The following is a 21800-nucleotide window of genomic DNA, read 5'->3' on the forward strand; positions in this document are numbered from 1 at the left end:
ACCCGCCATGAATCATCGACGCGCTGATTTGGGAATCTACCTACCCGTTGCTCAACCCAATCCGTCCACATGGCCTAAGGTTAACAAGCAACTCAAGAAGCTGATTGCTGAAGGCAAGGTCGAACGGACAGCGCGTGGCCGCTATCGCCTTGTGTTAGCGATCGAGGGAACGCCTGAAGACGACGAGTTAGTAGTCTAGGAGAGCCATCGTGCGAAGCGTTCTTGGTATCGTCTTAGTTCCTCTTTGTGTCATGAACACTGCAACTGCGGCCGACAGCATTCCAAGGCATATGCAAGGTCTCTGGACTGACACACCGATGACCTGCGCTGCCTATAAAAATCGAGGGGCTAAGTTCCTGACACAGCCCCGCCCCGGGCAGCCGGATATCTGGGTTAGGATCACTGCTAGCGCGGTCACTGGAACCACTAAAGGCTCCTTTGTTCGATCAACAGGAGCTCGTTCCGTCGAGGTTCTCGACGCAGAGAACCCCAACATCATGATCGACTTCACGCTGCCGCGGGACGGTTTTCTTGAAGAAACTGTTGTCGGTGCACGCGCATCGATGATGTACGTCCGGTGCCGTTGATGACGGCAAGATCAAGCCCAAATCTGGTTGCCCTGGTGAATAGGACCTGATCTGTCGAGCAGATGGAAGGAGCGAGCTTGTCTTCCTCAATTAACGATCTGGGTAGCGACAACGACGATCCAGTCAGAACCATCAGCAATAAACCATTGAGGATCTTCCCTGCGGTGTACCTGAAAGATCTTGCTGAAGCCCACTGGTCTGATCCAGATGCTTTGCGCCAGATCGAGACAGCACTGGCTGAAAAGTCGACACCGACTGCGGTTAGGTTAGAAATCAGACTGCGGGATAGAATCTCCGAACTTGAACACGCCCGAGTGTCTGAACGCGCTGGTGCGATCTCTCAGCAGGAACCACCAGCAACCCTGATAAGTCCCGCGGAAAAAAGATCGACTGAGGGGACGAAGCAGGCCGCTCCAGTTCACACAGACAACTTTTGGTACGTTCAGCGTGAGGGTGAAAGCGAGGGCCCCTACCAGTTTATCGAGGTTGTGCAGTTGGTAGCGACTCATCGGCTCGCGCCAAATACCCTAGTGTGGAGAGCTGGCTGGTTTGAATGGAAACAGGCGAGGGAGGTGTCTGGGTTATTTTCTCCTCCAAGACCAGACATGAGCCCTGCTCTTGATAAGAGCAGTGTCCATAAAGAGGATTGGTCCTACAGATCAGAACCGACAGAGAGCCAGCTTGTTTCAAGTCAGAGTTGCGACAGCGGGTCCGCTGTTCCGCCGCCCAGCATTTCAACATCCACCTGGACTCCTCCTTCTCAGACAAGATCATCTGTGGCGCAGCCAAGCCCCCCTAGCGGTGGGACTTGGATGAGCCGTCATTGGCGCGGTGAACTGAGCCTTGCACGTTCATATTGGTTTGTTGGCGTGGGAATTACGGTTCTTATGAGCTTGGGCTTCAACCTCATAGCTCTTCTAAAGGATCAGGGCCTGACGGCGGCTGCTGCTTTCGCAGCACTCTATGTAACAGTTTGGCAGTCAGTCGGGATTTGGCGCTCTGCCGGCAACCATATCCGTAAAGGAGGCAATTGGCTTTGGGCTTATGCCGCCCGACTTCAGGTGATCCTCGGTGCACTCTTTATCACAGCGACAGCAATCTTTATCGCCGGGATGTTGCTAAAGCCTAACTAAGCTGGAGCCGAGTTTCATTGAAGGATCCACTTTAGGCGCGGGCAAGCTGCCCGATCTTGCTTCGTCAGAAGGGAGGGCGAGGAGGGAGGAACTGGCCCGAAGGGGTGTCCCTGGTCCGTTCTAGCTTAGCGTGTGTTTGGGAACAGTTCTTGTTCCTAACCCAGCTACTATCCGGATGCGCGTCGGCGGTCTTCCCCCAGGAGATGCTCATTGGACCGCGCTCCTAGCCCGAGTGAGGGCACGTGAGACGGTGGTCTTCTGCCAGGACTTGCCGCGAGCCGTCTTGTAGCCGCGACGGTTCAGCGCCACGGCGATCTCGTCTAGGGTCCTGAGCCCGCTGGCCCGGATCTCCTCAATCACCGGTGCAATCTCACTGGCCCGGGCGTTCGCTCGTACAGCCTGCGTAGCCCTGCCGAGGGTTTGGGCGTGGGGGAGGTTGATCGGATTGCCGAGGCGCCGGCCGTTGCTCTTGAGCTGCTGCAGGGCCGTTTTGGTGCGCTCGGAGATCATCCGCAGCTCATGCTCAGCCACCGCCGCCAGAATATGCAGGGTGAGCCGGTTGGCCTCCGGAAAATCGACCGCCACGAACTCGATCCCGCTTTCCATCAGGTTGGCGATGAAGGCGACGTTGCGGGCGAGACGGTCGAGCTTGGCGATCACCAGCACGCTCCGGGTCCGCTTGCAGTGATCGAGGGCTTTGAGGAGCTCGGGCCGGTCCTTCCTCTTGCCGCTCTCGGTCTCCGTGTAGCTGGCGACGAGCGCGCCCCGACCGCTGATGAAACGGCGTACGGTCTCTTCCTGCGCCTCGACGGTGATGGCCTGCTTGGCGGTGGAACGGCGGTAGTAGGCGACGTAGCTGGGCATGGAGGGCCTGGATTGCGGTCTGTATACGCCCGTTTACCGATGTCACCGCGATTTGTCAGCTGGGCAATTGGCGAAATTCAGTCCACCAAAATGACTGCAGGTAGGGGATAGAACGCTGCCCATATCACCGAAGCGACGCTTCATTTCGCTTCGGTCACGTCAAGCTTGCTGATTATTGTTCAATAGCTTAGCTGTGTGCTGAGATAGATCTCAAAAGGGCAGAGGAAGGGCTGAAGAGGTATCGGAGATCTCAATGAAACCTGGCGCAGGCGACAATCTTCACCAACTCTTTGCGCCACGGGTTTGCCCCGTCACGTCTCTTATTCCGAAGAATAAGAGACAGCCACGCTTGAAGGCAAGCGCCAGCTGAAGCCTTGAGAACCTTATGCAGAATTGCAAAAGCACCTTTATATACCTGCGCCTAAGACATTGAAGACACAACCAACCATTCGCTCTTGAGGTAGCGATTCAGCCCCTTACTACCCCCTTGAGGTGGAGCTGGACGTATTGGGGCGTGTTGTCCTTGTCAGGCACTGGAGGCGGATCGGCAGCGCAGGAAGGATCCGTCCCGACGAATACGAAGGAGAAGCCTTTGTAGCTCTCCAACCGGCGAGAAAGTAAAAGCCGTCATTCCGCCGCCTCCAACTTGCGAGCTTCAACCGGCGCAAGCGTCTCTTGGAGGAGGGCTTCGAGGAGACGAAGGCGGGTAGCGCACGCAGCGTCGAGGCTCGCCTCCAGCTGGTCACACAAGTCCATTACTGCATTGACCTTTGCGACGATGCGGTGTTGCTCGGCAAGAGGTGGGATAGGAATACGCGCGCCTGCGATCCGCTTTAGTGCAAGCTTCGGCTGCGCCATTTGCTTTGTTTTTTCGCGGAACTGATCCTGAACATCGTCCGCGCTCAGAACGAGGCGCAGGAACTCTTGATCGATTTCTCGAAAAACGATCTTAGCCGCATTTTCTGTTAAGTTCTGACCATCCAAAATCGCTGGAATAATCCCAACCTCACCAATCGTCCCAGCGATTGTGATATAAAGATCATCAGCGTTTATCGTGTATTTAGCGATCTGTGCTTGGATTGGCTTACTTAGATATTTTAAGTTTGAAGTAGATACTGTACCATCCTTCATGTCAGTGACACGGATATAAATATATTCTGTTGGTTCAGCAGAAAATGAAGCTCCTGCAGGAAGTCGCTTCCCGCCCTGTACTAATCCAATCTCATCCAAATAAGTCCATGTCCAATGAGCCGGTGCAAACTCCTCTGCAGCGGACCTTGAATATTCGGGGTCACCATCACGAGTGATTTTGCGCTCCGCGATCAGACGTTTCTTGGCGCTCCTTGCTCTCATTAGCAATTCCGACGCCGGTTCGTCGTTCGGATCCTGTTCCACCAATTTGCCACGTACGGCGAAGTTAAGGATGGTCTGACGCAGCTGCTTGATCTGGTCAGGCCGTCTGGTGAGGGCTGGGAGGGTCTCAAGCGCAAACCGGGCATCAGCCTCAAAAGTCCCTAAGGCGGGCGTATTGAGACGGGCGAGGGTCGCCGCTGCCAGCTGGTCGCGTACCATTTCCCGACCCGCCTGCGCCACCTCTAGTTGGTCGCACAGCGCCATCAACTCATCGACCTTGGCGACAACACGGCGTTGTTCAGCCAAGGGTGGAAGAGGAATAATCTGGTTGATTGCCATCTGAGCGGTTAGTTCAACCTGATTTGTCGAACCAGCCGCACGGTCCTCAATGAGTGCATAAACATGATCGGATCGAAGCCAGGTGCGGACATATTCTGGATCCACTTCCAAGCACCGGACAACAGTGACATGGCTGTCGCAGACGAGCCTCTTGGGGGGATTAACAAGCCTAATAATGCGTCCAATGGTTCCCGTTCCGGTGGAATTCCAAAGCAGATCGCCGTCGCGCAGAAAGCGGATATCCTCATAGTCAGCTAGCGAGTCCAAAGTGACTTGCTTGGCAACGGTTAGATCAAGGCCACGCCACTGAACACATTTCTGAGACACAACGAGTGAACCGTCAGAGGTAGTGTATTTCGGTGATTTTCCACGCTGTATGTAGGAAGTCACGCTCCCGAGGCGTGTCCACTGCCAGCTCGGAGGGATATCGAACGCGGCTTCCTCATTGACAGGCGAAAGCGGCTTCTCCTTCTTGATCTCCCCCGCCTTGGCCAACCGTGACTTCTCCATCACGATCCGCTTCAGCAAGTCCGATGCCGGTTCGTCCTTCGGATCCTGCGGCATAAGCTTGCCCCGCACGGCAAGGTCCAGAATGAAGCGACGCAAGCGGGCTATTGCGTTGGGTGCATCGGCGATGCGTTCGTAGTGGGCGAGCAAATGTTCAGCGTTCATCGGGTCAACGCCTCGGCAAGGATGGTTTTCAATTGGTCATGCAGGGCTGCCGTCTGGGCCTCGGCAGCGCGCAGGTCTTCCAACAGCGTTTCGGGGTCGCCGTGGTCATTGGCTACTGCGTGCGGGTTCTTGATATCGAGGTTATAGCTGCGCGCTTTCACCTCCTCAGCCGTCACCTTCCATGCGTGCGGACCTTCCTCACGACCCTTTCGCTCCCTGCCTCCCCACCAATCGATACAGCCTTGCAGATGCTCGAAGCGGATCGGCTTCGTCATTGAGTAGGCCTTCTGCCCTTCGGGAACCTGATGCTCCCAGAACCAGATGTCCTTCGTGGGGGTACCCTTCTCGAAGAACAAAAGGTTTGTGCCTATGGAGGCGTAAGGCTTGAAAACGGAACTAGGCAGGCGAACAATGGTGTGGAGGTTACACTCCTCCATCAGGTGCTCTTTTAGCCGCGTCTTCACACCCTCGCCGAACAGAGTCCCATCGGGCAGCACCACGGCGGCGCGCCCGCCGGGCTTCAGCAACCGCACGATAAGGGCGAGGAACAGATCCGCCGTCTCCTTGGTGCGAAAGGTCGGGAAGTTGTTCTCAATGCCGTCCTCCTCGCGTCCACCAAAGGGTGGATTGGAGAGGACAATATCCACCCGCTCATCCTTGCCCCAGCTGATAAGCGGACGGGCCAGTGTGTTGTCGTGGCGTACGAAGCTCGGATCCTCGATGCCATGCAACAGCATGTTGGTGACACAAAGCATGTGAGGAAGCTGCTTTTTCTCCACCGCGCGCAGGCCTGCCTGAAGCTGCCATTCGTCGGTAGTCTTCTTCACGTATCGCTCGCGCATGTGGCGTATGGCACAGGTAAGAAAGCCGCCTGTGCCACAGGCCGGATCAAATAATGTTTCACCCGGCTCTGGGTCGATGCGATCGACCATGAAGGCAGTGACAGCGCGTGGCGTGTAGTACTCGCCCGCATTGCCGGCTGACTGAAGGTCATTCAGGAGCTGCTCGTAAATTTCGCCGAAATGCTGGCGTTCAGTCAGACTGTTGAAATCAATGCCGTTGATCTTGTTGACCACCTGCCGCATTAGCTGGCCAGATTTCATGTAGTTATAAGCATCCTCGAACACATCGCGGACTACTCGGCGGCGATCGCCTGGCTGAGACGAGACGGTTAGACTTTTCAGCGCCGGGAACAATTCGCCGTTGATGAAAGCCAGCAGGGCTTCGCCGGTAATACCCTCTGGGTCGGCCGCCCAGGTACGCCATTGGAACTGGGGCGGGATGGGGGAGAGATAGCCATCCCTCGTCAGCTCGAGTTCCTGATCCTGATCGTCCATGATCTTAAGGAAGAACATCCAGCACAGCTGGCTGATGCGCTGCGCATCGCCATCGACACCCGTGTCCTGGCGCATGATGTCTTGGATCGATTTAACGACGGTACGAACGGACATTTCTCGTTGGCCTTAAGTTAGATCGTCGAGGGATTGCTCGAGGATGGGCTTTTACCTGAAAATCGGTGGAGTGAAACGATCAAGTTTGGGTTCTCGGGCCAGCCAATCGAGGCGGGACCGAACAGCACGGGCGATAAGCCGAAGGTCAATTGTGGCATGCTCTTCGGGAGCGTTGTCAACGGCCCACCACGCAGCCTCTGTCAGAGTTCGAGCTTTTCTCTTTGGAACCTGCTCCACGACATCTGATAAGAAGGGTTCAACTGTCGCTTCCCAAGCATATTCCGACGGAGGTCCGTCCGGCGCGTTCTGGATCCAGTGACAAAACTCGTTCCAAAGAGTGACGTGCTTATATAACTCGTAGCACCCACCAGCTGGGCATTTTCGGAGCTGATATCGAACACGTCGGGCCAAAGCATCGAGATTATCGCGATCAGACCCCACGACTATGCAGCTCCTTCATAGAGAGCGTCCTGCAGTTCATGGGCGGCTTTTTCGAATTCCTTCTTGCCGCCAAAAGCTCGCACGAGTTCGACTACGCTGCCCATGGCATTGAAGGGAGCGATCCTCAAGACGTTAGTGTCGTCGAGATTAAGGACTCCTTCGTCCTGATACTTGGCGAGCAGCGCATTGAGGACCGCACGGGCCTGCGGGCCATATTTCGTAAACACGTCGCGCTTCTTGACGTTCTGGGCCCGCTCCCGCCGGGTCAGGGGCTTCCGATCAAAGGCGACGTGGCAGATGAGGTCGAACGGATCGAGGTCCTTGCCCAACTCCTCCGCAAGAGGGGCGAGGGCAAGGCCTTCGGCCTCCAACTCTTCGAGGAGAGCCTGCTTGCGCTCGGCCGTTTTCCAGCGCTTGAGGAAGTCATCAAGGCTTGTGAAACGCTTCCTCAGCGCCGTCTTGGTGAAGTCGCGCAAGCTCTCGGTAACGAGCTTCCCATTCTCATCGAGATATTCGACGCGCTCGGCCACAATGCGGGCGCCGACCCCGTCGATGTAAATTTTGCGCTGGGGGCCACCACCTGGCGACAACGAAGGGTCCACCGGATCCACCATAACTCCGTCAGGACCGGGTGTCGGCTGGGTTGGATCATCGTCAGTGGATGGCGTATCATCAGGCGGTGAGATCGGATCGCCGTCACCGGGCTGGTAGATCTGCACCGGATCACCGTCGAAGTCTGGGTCGGCGAAGTGGTTCGTCGCACCGCGAAAGTCCATCAGCGTGAAATAATATTTCTTTGTGTCCTCATGAACACGGGTGCCCCGCCCAACGATCTGCTTGAACTCGGTCATTGAACCGACGGCACGGTCGAGCACAATCAACCGGCAGGTTTGTGCGTCAACACCGGTCGAAAGGAGACGCGAGGTCGTGACAATGACAGGGTACTTCGACTCCGGGTCGATAAAGTTGCCGAGCTGGTCCTGGCCATCCTTGTCGCTGCCAGTGATCCGCATGACGTAGCGGTGGTTCGCGTCGCAGAGGTCCTTGTTGGCATTGACGAGCGCCTGCCGCATGCGGGCGGCGTGCTCCTCGTCAACGCAGAACACAATCGTCTTCTGGAAGCGGTCGCCGCTCTCCTTGAGAAACTCAGTTACTTTCGCGGCAACAAGCTTGGTGCGATCGTCAAGCACCAGGGTGCGGTCGAAATCGGTGGTGTTGTAGATACGGTCTTCTACTTCTGCGCCGTCGCGGTCGAGTTGCCCTTTCTCCGGGCGGTATCCTTGCACATCGCGATCGATGTGGACCTTGATCACCTTGTAAGGCGCGAGGAAGCCGTCGCTGATGCCCTGGCGCAGAGAGTAGGTGAACACAGGATCCCCGAAATACGCCGTGTTGGAGACGTACTGGGTTTCCTTCGGCGTGGCCGTGAGACCAATCTGCGTTGCAGATGAGAAATATTCGAGGATCTCACGCCAGGCCGCATCCTCGGCAGCACTGCCGCGATGGCATTCATCGATCACGATCAGGTCGAAGAAGTCGGGAGAGAACTCCCGAAAGAGTTTTTGGCGCTCCTCCGGTCCAGTAATCGCCTGATAAAGTCCGAGATAGATCTCGAAGGCGGTATCGATGCGCCGCTTCTTATTGAGCGCCAGCGTCAGATCAACCGTACTGCCGTCACTGCGCTCGATCGTCTTGGCGCTGGTCGAGAGTTTCGCCATGGCCGCCCCGAATGGCCGGAAGTCGTTGACCATCGTCTGATCAATCAGAACATTGCGATCGGCCAGGAACAGGATGCGCTTCTTGCGACCCGCCTTCCACAGGCGCCAGATGATCTGGAATGCTGTATAGGTCTTGCCGGTGCCCGTAGCCATAACCAGGAGCACACGGTCTTGTCCCTTAGCGATCGCCTCGATCGCCGCGTTGACGGCGTTGACCTGGTAATAGCGGGGGGCCTTGCCGCTGCCGTCGTCGAAGTAATCCTGCAGCACGATCTGTTCGGCCTGTGCATCAAGGCCCTTCCAGGTGCGATACCGGGCCCACAAGTCGGCAGGTGACGGAAAAGCATCGAGACCTAGGTTCACTTCCTTGGTGCTGCTCGCCCCGGTGCGGTCATGGAAGACGAAGCCGTCGCCGTTAGATGAGAACACGAAGGGAATATCGAGGGTTGCCGCGTACTCAAGGCCCTGTTGGATGCCGTCGCCGACGCTATGGGAGTTGTCTTTGGCTTCGATCAACGCCAGCGGGAGGTTCGGCTTGTAATACAGGATGTAGTCAGCCCGCTTGGCTCGCCCGCGGCTCACCAGCTTGCCGCGAACGATGATGCGCCCCTTGGTGAACCCAACCTCCTCGCGGATTTGCAGCATTTCATCCCAGCCGGCGCGACGCAGCGCCGGCGTGATGAACTTGGTGCAAATATCGCGCTCGCTCAGCGCCCACTTGTCGATTGAAGCGACACCGTCTTTGTTCGAAGAACTACTATCCATGATCGCCCCCCAGTTCTGTTTTCACCAAACTTTTGTCGCTTTAGCTACTGAAAATAAGTTCCTGTATGTCAGAATTCTTGTCTTCAATTTTTTCTCTGAGCGACTTGATTGCTTCCCTAAAGCTATTCTGCTCGTCGCTGAGACGCAGAACAGCTTGTTGGGTTGAATCATCCAGAACAGGAACAGGCAAATCCTTCAATTCACCCATGGCAACATTGGCGATGGTTGTGCCGCCGGCCATTCTTTGCAGAAGGGACTGGATGGCGGCAGAGCCGAGATAGCGCGCCAGGACTTCTGGAGACCGGATTGGACTGTTCTTACGCAGTCGGATGATGACCAAGGATTGACCAGGAATGATCAGAGCGTTGCTCTCGGAGAGAACTGCTTCCGAGACCAGACCAACCTTGCCGATGGTTCCCTTGATCGAAAGGAGAACGTCGCCTGCTTTGAGGACAGCACTCTCGATTTTCCGGGTAGCTGTTGCTGGCACTTCGCTTGTCTTTTGAGGAAGGAGTAAGTGACCATCCTCAATGTCGGCCAGCATCACCTCCCGAATGGCTATTGTGTTCCCGTCGTCCATCCCGCGGGGCAATGCCTGGGATCTGTGAATTTCGGCCAGATCGGCCAGTCTCACAGTCTCCCGACTCTCGAGAAGATTTCGGCTCTGCCGCGTCTCAGCGTCAAGGACGTACCGTTCAACAGAGAGGTTGAAGCCGGTCTCCCGAATTTCCGCCCAGCTGACAAGGGCGCAATCCGGATGAGGCTCTCGGGTCATCAGAAGCTTTTGAACGAGCGCCGTATCACGCAGCCCCTTCGTTGTTGCATCGACGAAGTAGATGCCTGGCTGGGATCCGCTGGCACCTTCACTTTCGAACACAAGGGCCGAAACTGCAACATTGCTGCCGGGATAGCTTCCCCGCGGAAGCTTGATGATGGCTGAAAGCCTGCCACCTTCAACAAGCTCTTGCTTTAATGCAGCATCCTTGCTGTTTGTCCGGAAGAGGAACCCATTACCGACGACAACGAGACTCCGACCGTCGGCTAGTTGTGGCCCCCAAAGAGTGGCATAGGCTTCGCTGCTCACCGGTTCTCCCGGACGAGCACCTGGATAGTTTAGCGCTCTCACGTCGAGGTTCGTGCGCATTCCAAGCGGGGGAATGATGAGAGCGCGCTCGGACTCTGGAGGCTTCATAGCCTCTCGTGGCAAGCCATCCATGGGACGGGCTTCAATCGTAATGGGTAAGCGGCTCGCCTGCGCAAGAATGCTCAGAGTCTCGGCAATTTCGTCATTCTCAACGCTCAGGGCGACAGGGCTGTTTTTTGCGAGATCCCACGCAGGTCGCGCCGCCAATGAGAAGGCGCATCGGATTGTTGGAGCGTGATGGCCTTCTCCCCTGAGCAGAGCAGCGAGGAGCTCCGCGCCCTCGGAGGACATCCAAAAGCCCGCTCCCCATCCAAGGAGAGCTTCCGCCATTTCGCCCGGAGCTGCGCCGTCTTCCTGAGCAATCCAGATGGCGTTGCGGAATTGCTCAATCGCTTGGTACCCAAAGCTCCTCCATGAGGCGTCGATCTTGCCAGAATAATCGTGCAGGTCGAGATCTGCCATGGCCTGGTGCCGTGTCGCCTGAAGCTGGTCGACGGGCACATCATGGAAGGGCGGCAGGAATTGCCGTTCTAATGACGTCCCAGCCCACAGAAGCATGAAGGCGGCGGCCGGTAGAGCTTGGGCAGGGATCAGGCCGCTGTTGCGCAACGGAGGCGCGAAAATTGCGGCAAGCATTTCTGGGGTCATCGTTCTCATGAGCCGGCTCTCTTTTGTTGTTAGTGCCGTCCGTAGGCAGTGATGAGAGCATTGTCGTCGGCAACGACGACAATGCCACCCTTATCCCGGGCCTTCAGCAGCAGCTTGCGCTCCCGATCAATCTCTTCGAGGCGCTGATCCACCGCCCGCCGATCCAAGATGTACTTGTCGCGCTCGCAGCGTCCATGAGCCAGTGCGAGGTCAACCATAGCCCTGGCAATTCCCCGCTGGTTCATTCGGTTTTGGACGTGTTTGGTCTGGATCATGTGCTCCTCCATATCCTCTTTATGGAGCACATCAATTATTTAGTCAATTGCTGACTTTTATATTTTTAATAAATTTATAATTCTTGTTTTCCCTACGATTGGACGTCTTGATCGCTCGTGAAGTGCCGGACCGCCGCCGCAACTCGACGAGCGGCAGCTTTCCGAGGTTGAACCACTCACTCTGCAGGTTATGAGGCACCATAAGTTGCCTTTCTCTGAAGGGTTAGGTTTTACCCTTGTTTTCATGGTCGGATTGACGGGATGATTCAGCTGTGCCATACCCTCTGCATCGTCAGCAAGGGAGGACAACGATGACGACGTGGACTTTGAAGCCGGGACAGCCGATCGAGAGGAAGAAACTGCACAACGATTTCGGTGGCAGGCAGCAGGGCGGAATCGGCCCTAGCAAGGGCAGCCCGAACGTCTTCCTCTTCGCGGACGCTGCGTCAGCCGTGAAGCATGGCTACACAGACGGCTGGCAAGGCGACGGATGCTATCACTACACAGGTGAGGGGCAGTACGGCGACCAGCAGATGAAATCTGGCAATGCCTCAATCTTGAACCACAAGAAGGAGGGACGGGCGCTGCGCCTCTTCAGCGGGGCACGGGGCACTGTGACCTATGAAGGGGAGTTCGAGATTGATCCCGACATGCCGTTCTACGTGACGGATGCACCCGAGAGCGGCGAAGTGGACACTCGTCCCGTACGCTCTGTGTTTGTCTTCCGTCTACGGCCTGTCGATGGCTCCATCTCTGTCGATGGCGCTATCAAGGCCGCTTCTGGCTCGCTGATCCTTCCCAGCACCGATCAAGTGGATGAAGTGCCGGTGGAACCGAACCTCACCGAGAGATCGGTCGTGGAGCCCAACCGCGAGCCGTACGAGGCTGAACGCAGGGAGGCCAAGCTCGTGGTGGAGTTCCAGCAATATCTCCGGGGCCTCGGCCACGTGGCGGTGCGGCACCGCATCCTTCCCGCAGGAGAGGCAAAACCGCTCTATACCGATCTGTATGTGCCCTCGCAGGGCCTTCTGATCGAAGCCAAAGGGACGGTGGAGCGCGGTGCTATCCGCATGGCTCTGGGACAACTCCTGGATTACGGACGCTTCGTTCCTGGCTCTCACCGCGCCATCCTGCTGCCCTCACGTCCGAGGGAGGATTTGCGTCAGCTTGTGCTGGGTGCTGGTGTTGATCTCTACTGGAAAGGCGACGCGACCTTCCACTACGAGCGTCATCAGGAAGAACCACCCAAAACAAGTCAGGCGGCTTGAACTTCTTCAGCATTATTGAGGCCGAAATCCGAAACGCTGCCCCATCTCTACGATGCGGTCCGACAACCAGCGATGGGGTCAGTGCATGTGAGGCGCTGACCCCATCGGTCCTTCTGGTCTCCCGATCAGAGCCCCACCTCAGCCGCCAGATTGCGCTCGAACAGCCGCCCATCGTGGATGTATCGCCGCAACACGCTCGTGGACCGGTGCCGCGTCGTCTTCATGATGATCCGCTCCTCGACGCCCGCCGCTGCCGCTGAGGTCGCGAACCCGGCCCGCAGGCTGTGGCCGGAAAACGCCTGGGCATCGAGACCGGCGAGACCGGCACGGCGCTGGACAATCTTGGCAACGGCGCGGGTTGAGAGGCGCTCCCCCAGGCGGCCATGCCGGTCCACGCTCCGAAACGCTTTGCCCTGGATGACCCCCGCCATCGCGATCCAGGTTTCGTACGCAATTACCGGGCACGTCGCCGAGCCGGTACGCCCAATGGCGACCACCTGACCTTCGCCCTCCTGGTCCGCCTTGCTTCGGCGGATGGTGACCCGCAGCCCCTCGGGCAGGACGACGACATCATCCAGGTTGAGCGCGACCAGTTCGGACCGGCGCAGGGCGGCTCCGAAGCCCACCAAGATCAACGCGCGGTCGCGCAGGTCGATGAGCCGGTCGGCGCAGGTTTCGACGGCCCGTCGCACCAGTGGCGTGGTCAGGGCCTCCGCATGGCGCTGGGCACTGCCCTTGGTGCGGCGCAGACCGCGCAGCACGTCGCGGATGGCTGGGTGCCGCGTGTCCATCGGGTGACCAGCCATGCGATGCGCGGTGGCGATGGACGACAGCCGCCGCGTCAAGGTCGCGACTGAGAGCAGGTTTTCGTGCGCGGCAAGGAATAACCCGACCGTTGTGGCCGCAGCAGGAAGCGCCGCCAGCCCATGCGCGGCGCACCAGCCTTCAAACGACTTCCAGTCGCTCCGGTAGGCCCGCCGCGTTGCCTCAGCCCGCGCGCCCTCGGCGAGGTCCGCCGCGCGATCCGCCGCCGCCGCGAGAGCGGTGGGGGCGGCGATGGCCTCGCTGATGGGGGTGGTGATGGTGGTCACGGTGGGCTCCTGAGTTCCGATACCGGTCTCTTATCGGAACCCAGAACCACGCTAAGATCAAAAATATGCATAGGTGCAAAATCTTTGCATATTAGCCCTTGCCTGGAGCAGTTGATCATGCACAATAAGCTTACACGCAAATATGCATCATGGATATCATATGGAACGATTCACCAAGGACGAGATGTTCAACGAGCTCCGCACAATCTTCCTGTTCGAGGCTGACCACATCATTCTCGGCGCAAGCGAAGACATGGCTGAGCAGTTCATCGGCTTCGAAAATATGGATGGCCAGTATTGCTACATGGACCCTGAGCTGGTGGATTTGGCCCGGTTCGACATCACGAGGTTGTTTGACCAGGGCTATGACTACGCGTTTCGCCCTAGTCTCTTGCACACCTTGCATAAAAGCGAGGTCAAATATCTCGTCGCTTTCATGAAGGGCACCCCGCGCATTGGCGGCACGGACTCGGCCGGTGAGATTCACCAGTTCATGAACCCGGATGGCTACTGTCAGACCATCGCCGATGCCGTACATGCCCGTTGGAAGCTCGAGCGTTCTTCGGGGGGCGCGACGTTCACCACGCGTGAACTCGCCCTGTTGGCTAACATGACTGAGGGTGCCGTGCGCAATGCGATGGCCGACAAAAGTGAGAGCGGGCTAAAGGCGATCCCCGGCTCTAAACCTGTTCTTGTCGGAATTGACGAGGCAAAGCGCTGGCTCTCGGGCCGGCGAGGGTACATCGCCATGCCGGCTCGCCCAAGAGAGGACGCCGTGCTGCACGAGATGCTTGCTGCAGCCCGAACTGCGAAGGACCTCGGGCTAGTGGTCAGTAAACATCACCTCCTCATTACCAATCACAGCTCGACGGACCGCTTTCTATCGGCAGGCTTTTCGCCTGAGGAGATGAAGGCATGGGAAGACGGCACTTTCCAATTTGAGGCCGAGCGGGCCGCAAAGCTCGCTGAGGTGCTTGATCTTGAGGTGCCATCATTCGTCGGCAAGGCGCTTGAGGTCAGCCTGCGCCGCGACAGAGCCATAACCGAGGCAGATCAAGCATGATCGCGGAGGCCAGAACCCGCCAGCTTAAGAGCTCCTGAAGCGGCAGCTGGGCGGCGAGTGTAACCTGCGCGTGGATCGATCGCTTGCTCGATCTCTATGCTGCGCTCGGCGAAAATTGTCGCCTTGTCACCATTGGGCATCAGTCCCACCGCTTCTCGCCCGATTGATACCTTCCAAACAATCCATGCACTTCTGACAAAGAGGCCCTTCCACCATGGATAAGACGCCATCGACGATGCTCACCCTGTTTCAGCACATGCACGAGTGCGAAAAGAGCCTTTGGGCCCATCTTGGAGGCATCGGTCGCATCAGGTTTGACCAGCTGATCAGCCAAGGGCACGTGAAGCCGATCATGGCCGGTCGGCATAACTTTGTTCCAGATAACTGCATCCACAACCTCTTCGACGTGTGCAGGTTGTCTGGCCCAATCACGGTCATCCACGGGGCAGAAGTTGAGGCCTCAGGCCAAGGCGTGCTGAGGCAGGATGGAGAAGCTACATGGTAGCCTTATCCCTCCCACAGATCGCCCGCGCCTTGGGTGGCGAATTAGTAAGAAACCAAGTGCTTTGCCCTGGTCCTGGTCATAGCCAACGGGATCGCAGCCTTGCAGTCCGTCCCTCTAGCGGAGCGCCGGATGGCCTCCTGATTTATTCCCATTGCGGGGACGACTGGCGAGACTGCAGGGACTTTGTTCTCGGCAAACTTGAGATCGAACGTAAGAATAACCAGCGTCAGCTCGCAAAACCACACAATCGCATCCGCTACAAGGTTGAATGTCCCTTGTCTGCCCCCCCGGACCACGACGACATAAACGCACGTATCCAGCGGGTCCACGCCATATGGGACGAAGCCCGCGATCCGCGAGGAACAGTTGTTGAAGCCTATCTCACTCGGAGGGAGCTGGGTCTGACTGACGATCTCGCGGAGGTCATCCGCTTCCATCCAGCCTGTCCATGGTCGACTGGCCGTCTCCCCGCGATGGTTGCCGCTTTCCGCTGTATCCATACGGACCGGATCACAGGCATCCACCGCACGGCCTTAACGCCAAACGGCACGAAAATAGGTCGCAAGATGTTGGGTATCGTGGCTGGAGCCGCCATCAAGCTTGATCCTGATGAAGCTGTAACAGGTGGGCTCACAATCGGAGAAGGCATCGAAACAACCCTTTCAGCGCGTCAGTTCGGGATTAAGCCGGCATGGGCGCTCGGATCGGTGGGAGCTCTTGCCAGCTTTCCCGTCCTATCTGGTATCGAAGCCCTCACGCTCCTCGCTGAAGAGGACACCAGCGGCGCAAGTCAGAAGGCCATCAAGGAATGCGGTCACCGCTGGCACCAAGCCAAGCGGGAGGTCATCACCGCAGCATCCAAGGTTGGAGGTGACCTTAACGACGCTCTCCTGGGGAGTGTACCCTAATGAATGACGTAACTCCTCCATCGGAACAAGCCGCAAAGGTGGTTCACATGAGCCACTTCATGCCCGATGCCGCGTCCAGCAGGCACGATGCGGCAGAACGATCAAAGCTCCACATCTCGGCAACCCCGTTTAAGTGGGTAAACCCGAGCACCATCCCGCCCCGCGAATGGGTCTATGGGCATCACTACGTTCGGCAATTTGTCTCCACGACAGTGGCGCCGGGTGGCGTCGGCAAATCCTCACTCAGCATAGTCGAGGCGCTGGCTATCGCCACCGGCAAGAACCTGCTTGGCATCAAGCCGAATGAGCGAACCAAGGTTTGGCTCTGGAACGGAGAGGATCCGCTGGAAGAGCTGCAGCGCCGGGTGGGTGCCGCCATGAGACTCTATGGGCTCCAGCCGGAGGAGGTCGAAGGCTGGCTTTTCATGGATAGCGGGCGAACCTCGCCAGTTATCATTGCCGAGCAAACCAGGCAGGGGACCAAGATCGCCATTCCGGTGGAGGAGGCTCTAGAGGCAACCATCCGCGAGAACGAGATTGGGGTTGTTATCCTTGACCCGTTCGTCTCGGTGCATCGCGTCTCTGAGAACGATAATGGAGCCATCGATATGGTCGCTAAAACGATTGCTGGCATCGCTGATCGAACCCGATGTGCCTTCGACCTGGTCCACCACGTCCGCAAGACGAACGGCTCTGAGGTCACGGTGGAGGATGGGCGTGGTGCGGTTGCTCTCCTGAGTGCTGCCCGAGCCGCCCGGGCCATGAACCAGATGACCCAGGATGAGGCCGACAAATGGGGTGTTGAGAACCGCCGTCTGCACTTCCGCTACTTCGATGGCAAGGCCAATCTCGCCCCGCCGTCCGAAACCTCCACGTGGTTCAAGCTTGCATCCGTTGACCTCGGGAACGCGACCGAAACCCGGCCAAGCGACTGGCTGGGTGTGGTCACCCGCTGGGAGCCCCCCAGGCCCTTCGATGACGTTACCGCAGAGCACATGCACGAGGTCCGGCGCCGCGTAGCTGATGGACAATGGCGGCTTGATCCTCAGTCCGGCGAATGGGTGGGTAAATGCGTTGCGGAAGTGCTTGCCGTAGACCTGTCCGACAAGGCCGTGAAGTCCAAGGTCAAGACCATCATCAAGACTTGGATCGACACGGGCGTTCTCAACAAGGAGGAGCGCAAGGACAACAAGCGGAACCCGCGGACGTTCGTCATTCCAGGAGACTTCGAGGGTCAAGGCTGATGCTCTGTTCTCATCTGCCTCACCTCGTGGCCCCAAGGTGGGGCAGAGGTGAGGCACGTGGGGCAGCCGCACCGCCCCGCCCCACCTTCTATAGGGGGGCGGGGGGTGTGGCGGGGCAAGAGCAAACAAAGTGGTGAGGTGAGGCAGTCCCTTTTTCACGGTCGAGAGGAGGCGATGCGTAAGACAAATGAGCAAGCAGGCATAACCCCTCAGCAGAGGGGCGCGTTGTCGAGTACGAAACCATCACGAGCCCCTGCTGTGGTATCCAATGCCATTCGTTGGGAAAGGCTATGCCTGGTGTCAGTTTCTCGATCCTGCTGTGATGCTAACGTATGCTAACCGTCACCGTCTTTTCACGGCTATGGAAAATTTGTCTGAACCCTAACATTTCCTAACATGCGGGATGTGTCTGGACCTGAGGTTTTCTGAAGGTGCCGATTGACCTCTGACGTCCAGCAAGCTGCCGTTTGGTGAGCTCGGAAAATTAGTCCCAACCTTAGCATACCTTAACAAGCAGCCCTCTTTTTGCGGCCGCCGAAAACACCCAGCCGATGTCAACAAAAGTCAACATCGGAAAAGGTCAAACGAACGGCAAAGCTAGCCATGATTTATTGGCCTAAATATGCGGCTGCTTCTCACGGTTTTCCCGGGATTTGGCGAGGAATGACCGGAGATGGCGCCATCTCCGGTCTCTCTTGTTACCCAAAGAAGCTCCCTCGGCCGCCAGCGACGAGCTGTTCAGCATTTAGAAACCATCCGGCCTCTTCATCGGGAACGAGCCGGAGCAGGCCGCATTGACTAGGTACGAAGGCCCTTGTTGCCCCTTGACCTTCGCCCCTTCCAAGCCCCTCGTACCCCACCGCGAGGGGCTTTTTCTTAGGCTACGCTGAAACCACATTTGGACTTGCCTGTGGGCAATGGCTTCCAATGGCGCCTTCGTCCGATTTCCTTCCCGCTGAGGTAGGGGAACGATCCTGATGTAGGACGGCGCAAAGCTGGTTATGCTTTGTCCGCCTGGAGGTGCGGCGGCTCCTGACCGGTTTTCGGGACCAGACGGGGAGAGGCTGGGGAGGGCTCAGTTCCTGGCCTCTCCCTCTCCACGAAAAACTCCCCCGCCGGTCGTGACCAACGAGGGAGGTCTCAGGAGTTTGCTCTGACCGTGAAGCGATCCCGAGGGGGCAAAATAGAACCGATCCACGATTGGTAGACTGCGCCCTTCGCAAGGCTGCGGCCTTCACCTAGGTGAAACGGGGCCAGAGATTCCGGTCGGATCGCCGCGCAAGTTGCTGCCAGTTGCGACTTTGCTGAGACAGGTCATAGAGGTTGGATGATCATGTCTGCTAAAAATCCAAGGTGATCATGTGCTGCGGTCCACCGCTCCGGCGACGGACCGCAGATAGGTTCAAACCTGCGCAAGATTATCGCATGTGATGCGACAGATCGTATGCTTCTGCCCATTAGAGCCGGGTACGGCGATCTCCCAGGAGGAGAACCATACGCTTCGGTAGAGATCGCCGCTGTGGATTGCCCCGGTAGCCACATTGAACACGGTGGTCTCATCGTTGTTGCGGGCGGCAACGCTGAGTGTGTCGCCCTCGAGGAACAGGGCGCTGGGCGGCATCGTGAAACTGTCGAACCCGGTATGAACATGCTCGGGATCTGTTGGCAGGATGATCTCGGCATCCGGGTAGACCAGAAGGGGTTTACCCTTAACGACGCTCCCATAGTAGACCCCGGCCTTTCCGTTGAGCTGAGGATGGCCTGGCGAGACAACCACCAAGGAGGGTAGGTCTCCGTTCAGGGACTCGAGGGCGATCGCAATGTAGGTCTGATTGCGTTAATCGAAAGCAAAGCAGGTGCCGGGCTCAACTTGGTCGATCGTTCGGGTCTCGACATTGGGCGAGTATTGCATGGAGCTATCCTGTTCTGATGTATCCCCGAAAAGGGAAGCGGGACCATACTACACCTTGAAAAAGGTTGACCCGAAACAAAATGAGAACATTGTGCACGGGGGAGCAACTCCCTGCCGCGTTTATCATTCCCTGACAGAGCCCTTTGCCAGATCCACAGGTGTGTTAAGGTCCAAGCGTAGCCATGGCCAAACGTATCAAAGCCCTTGTTGAGCCCAGCCTCTTGGTCTGGGCGCGCGAGACTGCTTCCCTCCCGCTGGAGGAAGCGGCGAGGGCTATTGGCGTGCCTGCGGAGCAGGTGGAGGCCTGGGAGCGGGGCGAGGGCGAACCGAGCATTCCCCAGCTCAAGAAGGTGGCCAACGCCTACAAGCGTCCCCTGCCTGTCTTCTTCCTTCCAGAGCCTCCCACCGAGTTTCAGCCGCTCCGAGACTTCCGGCGCTTGTCCGACGCGGGCGAACGCCCGTACAGCGCCAAGCTGGCCTTCGAGGTGCGGGCGGCCCAGGAACGGCGCGCCATCGCCCTGGATGTGATCGCCTCCCTCGGCGAGCCGCCGACCGAGTTCGGCATCAAGGCAAGTGTGAGGGACAACCCGGAGACCGTGGCCAAGCGGGTGCGGGAGCGTCTGGGCGTCACCCTGGAACAGCAGAGTCGATGGGGCGAGCCCGACAAGGCCTTCAAGGCTTGGCGCGAGGCCATTGAGGCCGTAGGCGTCCTGGTGTTTGCCCTGAGCGGCGCGCACCACCAGGTGCCCCTCAGCGAGGTGCGAGGATTCGCCATCGCCGAGCAGCCCCTCCCAGCCATTGTGGTCAACAGCAAGGACCGCACCAACGGGCGGATCTTCACGCTGCTGCACGAGTTGGGCCACGTCGTGCTTGGGACGAGCGCAATCGAGAACGACCTTGAGCCGCCGGCGACTCTTCCGGCTCCAGCCCGGGCCATCGAAACCTTCTGCAACCGTCTGGCGGCAGCTGTTCTCATGCCGCGTGACGCATTGCTGGTCGAGCCTTTGGTCACGGCTAAAGCCAGGACAGGCTCTGAGTGGACGGATGCGGAGATTGGCGCCCTTGCCCGCCGCTACTGTGTGAGCCGCGAGGCCATGCTGGTGCGCCTAGTGGAGCTCGGTTGCGCCGATCGGGCCTTTTATCAGGCCAAGCGGGCCGAGTACGCCAAGCAGTATGAGGAGATCGAGGACGACAGCGAGGGCGGAGGTTTCGCACCCTACCAGTACCAGATCCTCAGTCATGTGGGGCGCGGCTTCGCGCGTCTGGTTCTGCAAGGCTACTACCAGAACCGCCTCACCCTCAGCACCGTCTCCGGCTACCTGGGCACTCAAGCGAAACACGTTCCCAACATTGAGCGTGCGACCTTCAACGTGTCGGCATAGGAACGGTCTGCGTGGCGTACTGCATCGATACCAGTTGCCTGATCGCCGCGTGGGAAGAGCGTTACCCTCCCGAAAACTTCCCCAAGTTCTGGGACTATCTTGAACGACTGATCGCCGAGGGCCGCGTGCGGGCGCCGCTGGCTGTTTTGGACGAGACCGAGAAGAAGTCCAAGGACCTGCATGCCTGGCTTAGGCAGCGCCCTGAGCTATTCATCGATTACGAGGAAGAGATTCAGCTTGAAGTTCGCAACATCTTGGCGGGCTATCCCCGCCTCGTGATGGAGAAGAAGCAACGGTTCGCGGCCGACAGCTTCATCATCGCCACCGCCAAAGTGCGCGGTCTGACAATCGTCACGGAGGAGAAGCCGGCGAACAGTCTCAATCGCCCCAACATTCCCGATGTGTGCCGGGATATGCGCCTAGAATGGATCAGCCTCATTCAGCTCATCCGGGCTGAGGCCTGGGTGATCAGCTAGCGCCGCAGGTCAGTCGGAGTCCGGCTTTAAATTGGAAACCTAAAGTCCCGGGAGACCGTTTCGGGGAGATTGAGGGCTTCGATTCAAGGTGTTGTGCACTCGTTATCTAAACTCGGAGTAACGTGGGAAGGGGAATAAGCTCTGGCCGCACGAGAGCGCCATTCGGAGGACCTCACAGGTTCCTGTATCCCTCCTACGCTTCACCCGGGCAACCGCCTCCAGCGTCAGCCCTGCAGCGATCTCGTCGAAGATCTCGACCAGCTCCTGCCCGTTGCTGCCGATCCGGCCCCAGTTGCGCACGAGGCGCACGGTCCCGAACAAATCCCGCTATATTGTGGATACAAGCAGCCGCAGACGTGGCGATCTCGGTGGACGCAAGGGACTTAAAATCCCCTGCGGTTCCATAAGGCCCGTTCCGCGAAATTCCGATTTGCTATCTTTGGTGAGATCAGCTCATCATGACGTGTTCACGTGACTGGCGAGGCAAGGTGGATCACCACCGGGGAGCGTGAACTGAGACGCCGCTCGCCTGGGCATCCGCGATAGCTCCTAGGAGAGTGC

General features: G+C 58.0%; 18 protein-coding genes and 1 riboswitch. Of the genes, 9 read left to right on the plus strand and 9 right to left on the minus strand.

The window, feature by feature from the left end; all coding sequences use genetic code 11:
* The 3 genes from ILT44_RS22495 to ILT44_RS22505 form a co-directional block, all read left to right on the plus strand.
* Positions 1 to 199, plus strand: a 199-nt coding sequence (locus ILT44_RS22495; RefSeq protein ID WP_204241848.1) for a hypothetical protein, incomplete at its 5' end; no start/stop codon positions are given.
* A 10-nt stretch (positions 200 to 209) separates the two neighbouring features.
* On the plus strand, positions 210 to 587 hold the full coding sequence (locus ILT44_RS22500) for a hypothetical protein (RefSeq protein ID WP_204241849.1): 378 nt from the start codon (positions 210 to 212) through the stop codon (positions 585 to 587).
* Positions 588 to 664: 77 nt separating this feature from the next.
* Entirely contained in the window at positions 665 to 1720 is a 1056-nt protein-coding gene (locus ILT44_RS22505; protein ID WP_204241850.1) for a DUF4339 domain-containing protein, read from the plus strand.
* A gap of 207 nt (positions 1721 to 1927) precedes the next feature.
* Here the strand turns inward: ILT44_RS22505 and ILT44_RS22510 are convergent, their stop codons facing one another.
* From ILT44_RS22510 to ILT44_RS22535, 6 genes are all read right to left on the minus strand, one after another.
* Positions 1928 to 2584 (minus strand): recombinase family protein, encoded by a 657-nt coding sequence (locus ILT44_RS22510; RefSeq protein WP_204241851.1) that lies wholly within the window; start codon positions 2582 to 2584, stop codon positions 1928 to 1930.
* A 627-nt stretch (positions 2585 to 3211) separates the two neighbouring features.
* A complete protein-coding gene (locus ILT44_RS22515; RefSeq protein WP_204241852.1) occupies positions 3212 to 4948 on the minus strand; it encodes a restriction endonuclease subunit S in 1737 nt (578 codons plus the stop codon).
* A complete protein-coding gene (locus ILT44_RS22520) occupies positions 4945 to 6399 on the minus strand; it encodes a type I restriction-modification system subunit M (RefSeq protein ID WP_204241853.1) in 1455 nt (484 codons plus the stop codon). The genes ILT44_RS22515 and ILT44_RS22520 overlap by 4 nt, the downstream gene beginning before the upstream one ends.
* A 443-nt stretch (positions 6400 to 6842) precedes the next feature.
* The gene (gene hsdR / locus ILT44_RS22525) at positions 6843 to 9284 is read right to left on the minus strand and encodes an EcoAI/FtnUII family type I restriction enzme subunit R (RefSeq protein ID WP_372441229.1); all 2442 of its coding nucleotides are present in this window, start codon (positions 9282 to 9284) and stop codon (positions 6843 to 6845) included.
* A gap of 79 nt (positions 9285 to 9363) precedes the next feature.
* The gene (locus ILT44_RS22530; RefSeq protein WP_204241855.1) at positions 9364 to 11124 is read right to left on the minus strand and encodes an N-6 DNA methylase; all 1761 of its coding nucleotides are present in this window, start codon (positions 11122 to 11124) and stop codon (positions 9364 to 9366) included.
* A 20-nt stretch (positions 11125 to 11144) separates the two neighbouring features.
* Positions 11145 to 11390 carry a DUF4258 domain-containing protein gene (locus ILT44_RS22535; RefSeq protein ID WP_204241856.1) on the minus strand — a complete coding sequence of 82 codons (246 nt, stop codon included), beginning with the start codon at positions 11388 to 11390 and terminating at the stop codon, positions 11145 to 11147.
* A gap of 311 nt (positions 11391 to 11701) precedes the next feature.
* Between ILT44_RS22535 and ILT44_RS22540 the strand changes: the two genes are divergently transcribed.
* Positions 11702 to 12658, plus strand: coding sequence for an SRA domain-containing endonuclease (locus ILT44_RS22540; RefSeq protein ID WP_204241857.1), 957 nt, complete (start codon positions 11702 to 11704; stop codon positions 12656 to 12658).
* A 125-nt stretch (positions 12659 to 12783) separates the two neighbouring features.
* Here ILT44_RS22540 and ILT44_RS22545 read toward each other — a convergent pair whose 3' ends face one another.
* Complete coding sequence (locus ILT44_RS22545; protein ID WP_204241858.1) at positions 12784 to 13749, minus strand: site-specific integrase; 966 nt, start codon at positions 13747 to 13749, stop codon at positions 12784 to 12786.
* 160 nt (positions 13750 to 13909) lie between these two features.
* Here ILT44_RS22545 and ILT44_RS22550 point away from each other — a divergent pair, with 160 nt between their 5' ends.
* From ILT44_RS22550 to ILT44_RS22560, 3 genes are all read left to right on the plus strand, one after another.
* Positions 13910 to 14812 (plus strand): hypothetical protein, encoded by a 903-nt coding sequence (locus ILT44_RS22550; protein WP_204241859.1) that lies wholly within the window; start codon positions 13910 to 13912, stop codon positions 14810 to 14812.
* Positions 14813 to 15310: 498 nt separating this feature from the next.
* Positions 15311 to 16225: a DUF7146 domain-containing protein gene (locus ILT44_RS22555; RefSeq protein WP_204241860.1), complete on the plus strand. Its 915-nt coding sequence runs from the start codon at positions 15311 to 15313 to the stop codon at positions 16223 to 16225.
* Between the two features lie 47 nt (positions 16226 to 16272).
* On the plus strand, positions 16273 to 17469 hold the full coding sequence (locus tag ILT44_RS22560; RefSeq protein ID WP_204241861.1) for an AAA family ATPase: 1197 nt from the start codon (positions 16273 to 16275) through the stop codon (positions 17467 to 17469).
* 1402 nt (positions 17470 to 18871) lie between these two features.
* Here ILT44_RS22560 and ILT44_RS22565 read toward each other — a convergent pair.
* Positions 18872 to 19249 carry a hypothetical protein gene (locus tag ILT44_RS22565; protein WP_204241862.1) on the minus strand — a complete coding sequence of 126 codons (378 nt, stop codon included), beginning with the start codon at positions 19247 to 19249 and terminating at the stop codon, positions 18872 to 18874.
* Positions 19250 to 19563: 314 nt separating this feature from the next.
* Here ILT44_RS22565 and ILT44_RS22570 point away from each other — a divergent pair, with 314 nt between their 5' ends.
* Complete coding sequence (locus ILT44_RS22570; RefSeq protein WP_204241863.1) at positions 19564 to 20763, plus strand: ImmA/IrrE family metallo-endopeptidase; 1200 nt, start codon at positions 19564 to 19566, stop codon at positions 20761 to 20763.
* Positions 20764 to 20774: 11 nt separating this feature from the next.
* Positions 20775 to 21239, plus strand: a complete 465-nt coding sequence (locus ILT44_RS22575; protein ID WP_204241864.1) for a DUF4411 family protein — start codon at positions 20775 to 20777, stop codon at positions 21237 to 21239.
* A gap of 102 nt (positions 21240 to 21341) precedes the next feature.
* Here the strand turns inward: ILT44_RS22575 and ILT44_RS22580 are convergent, their stop codons facing one another.
* On the minus strand, positions 21342 to 21560 hold the full coding sequence (locus ILT44_RS22580; RefSeq protein ID WP_239468454.1) for a WGR domain-containing protein: 219 nt from the start codon (positions 21558 to 21560) through the stop codon (positions 21342 to 21344).
* A 140-nt stretch (positions 21561 to 21700) separates the two neighbouring features.
* A riboswitch (ZMP/ZTP riboswitch) is annotated at positions 21701 to 21781 on the plus strand.
* The last annotated feature ends 19 nt before the right edge of the window (positions 21782 to 21800 follow it).

It is taken from the genome of Microvirga arvi, from assembly GCF_016892765.1.
Taxonomy (GTDB): domain Bacteria; phylum Pseudomonadota; class Alphaproteobacteria; order Rhizobiales; family Beijerinckiaceae; genus Microvirga; species Microvirga arvi.

Bases quoted from the DNA above. Each gene is read 5' to 3' on its own strand.
- ILT44_RS22555 (WP_204241860.1), top strand. From the start codon at position 15,311: ATGGTAGCCTTATCCCTCCCACAGATCGCCCGCGCCTTGGGTGGCGAA.
- ILT44_RS22560 (WP_204241861.1), top strand. From the start codon at position 16,273: ATGAGCCACTTCATGCCCGATGCCGCGTCCAGCAGGCACGATGCGGCA.
- ILT44_RS22530 (WP_204241855.1), bottom strand. From the start codon at position 11,124: ATGAGAACGATGACCCCAGAAATGCTTGCCGCAATTTTCGCGCCTCCG.
- ILT44_RS22550 (WP_204241859.1), top strand. From the start codon at position 13,910: ATGGAACGATTCACCAAGGACGAGATGTTCAACGAGCTCCGCACAATC.
- ILT44_RS22535 (WP_204241856.1), bottom strand. From the start codon at position 11,390: ATGATCCAGACCAAACACGTCCAAAACCGAATGAACCAGCGGGGAATT.
- ILT44_RS22570 (WP_204241863.1), top strand. From the start codon at position 19,564: ATGGCCAAACGTATCAAAGCCCTTGTTGAGCCCAGCCTCTTGGTCTGG.
- ILT44_RS22510 (WP_204241851.1), bottom strand. From the start codon at position 2,584: ATGCCCAGCTACGTCGCCTACTACCGCCGTTCCACCGCCAAGCAGGCC.
- ILT44_RS22515 (WP_204241852.1), bottom strand. From the start codon at position 4,948: ATGAACGCTGAACATTTGCTCGCCCACTACGAACGCATCGCCGATGCA.
- ILT44_RS22520 (WP_204241853.1), bottom strand. From the start codon at position 6,399: ATGTCCGTTCGTACCGTCGTTAAATCGATCCAAGACATCATGCGCCAG.
- ILT44_RS22540 (WP_204241857.1), top strand. From the start codon at position 11,702: ATGACGACGTGGACTTTGAAGCCGGGACAGCCGATCGAGAGGAAGAAA.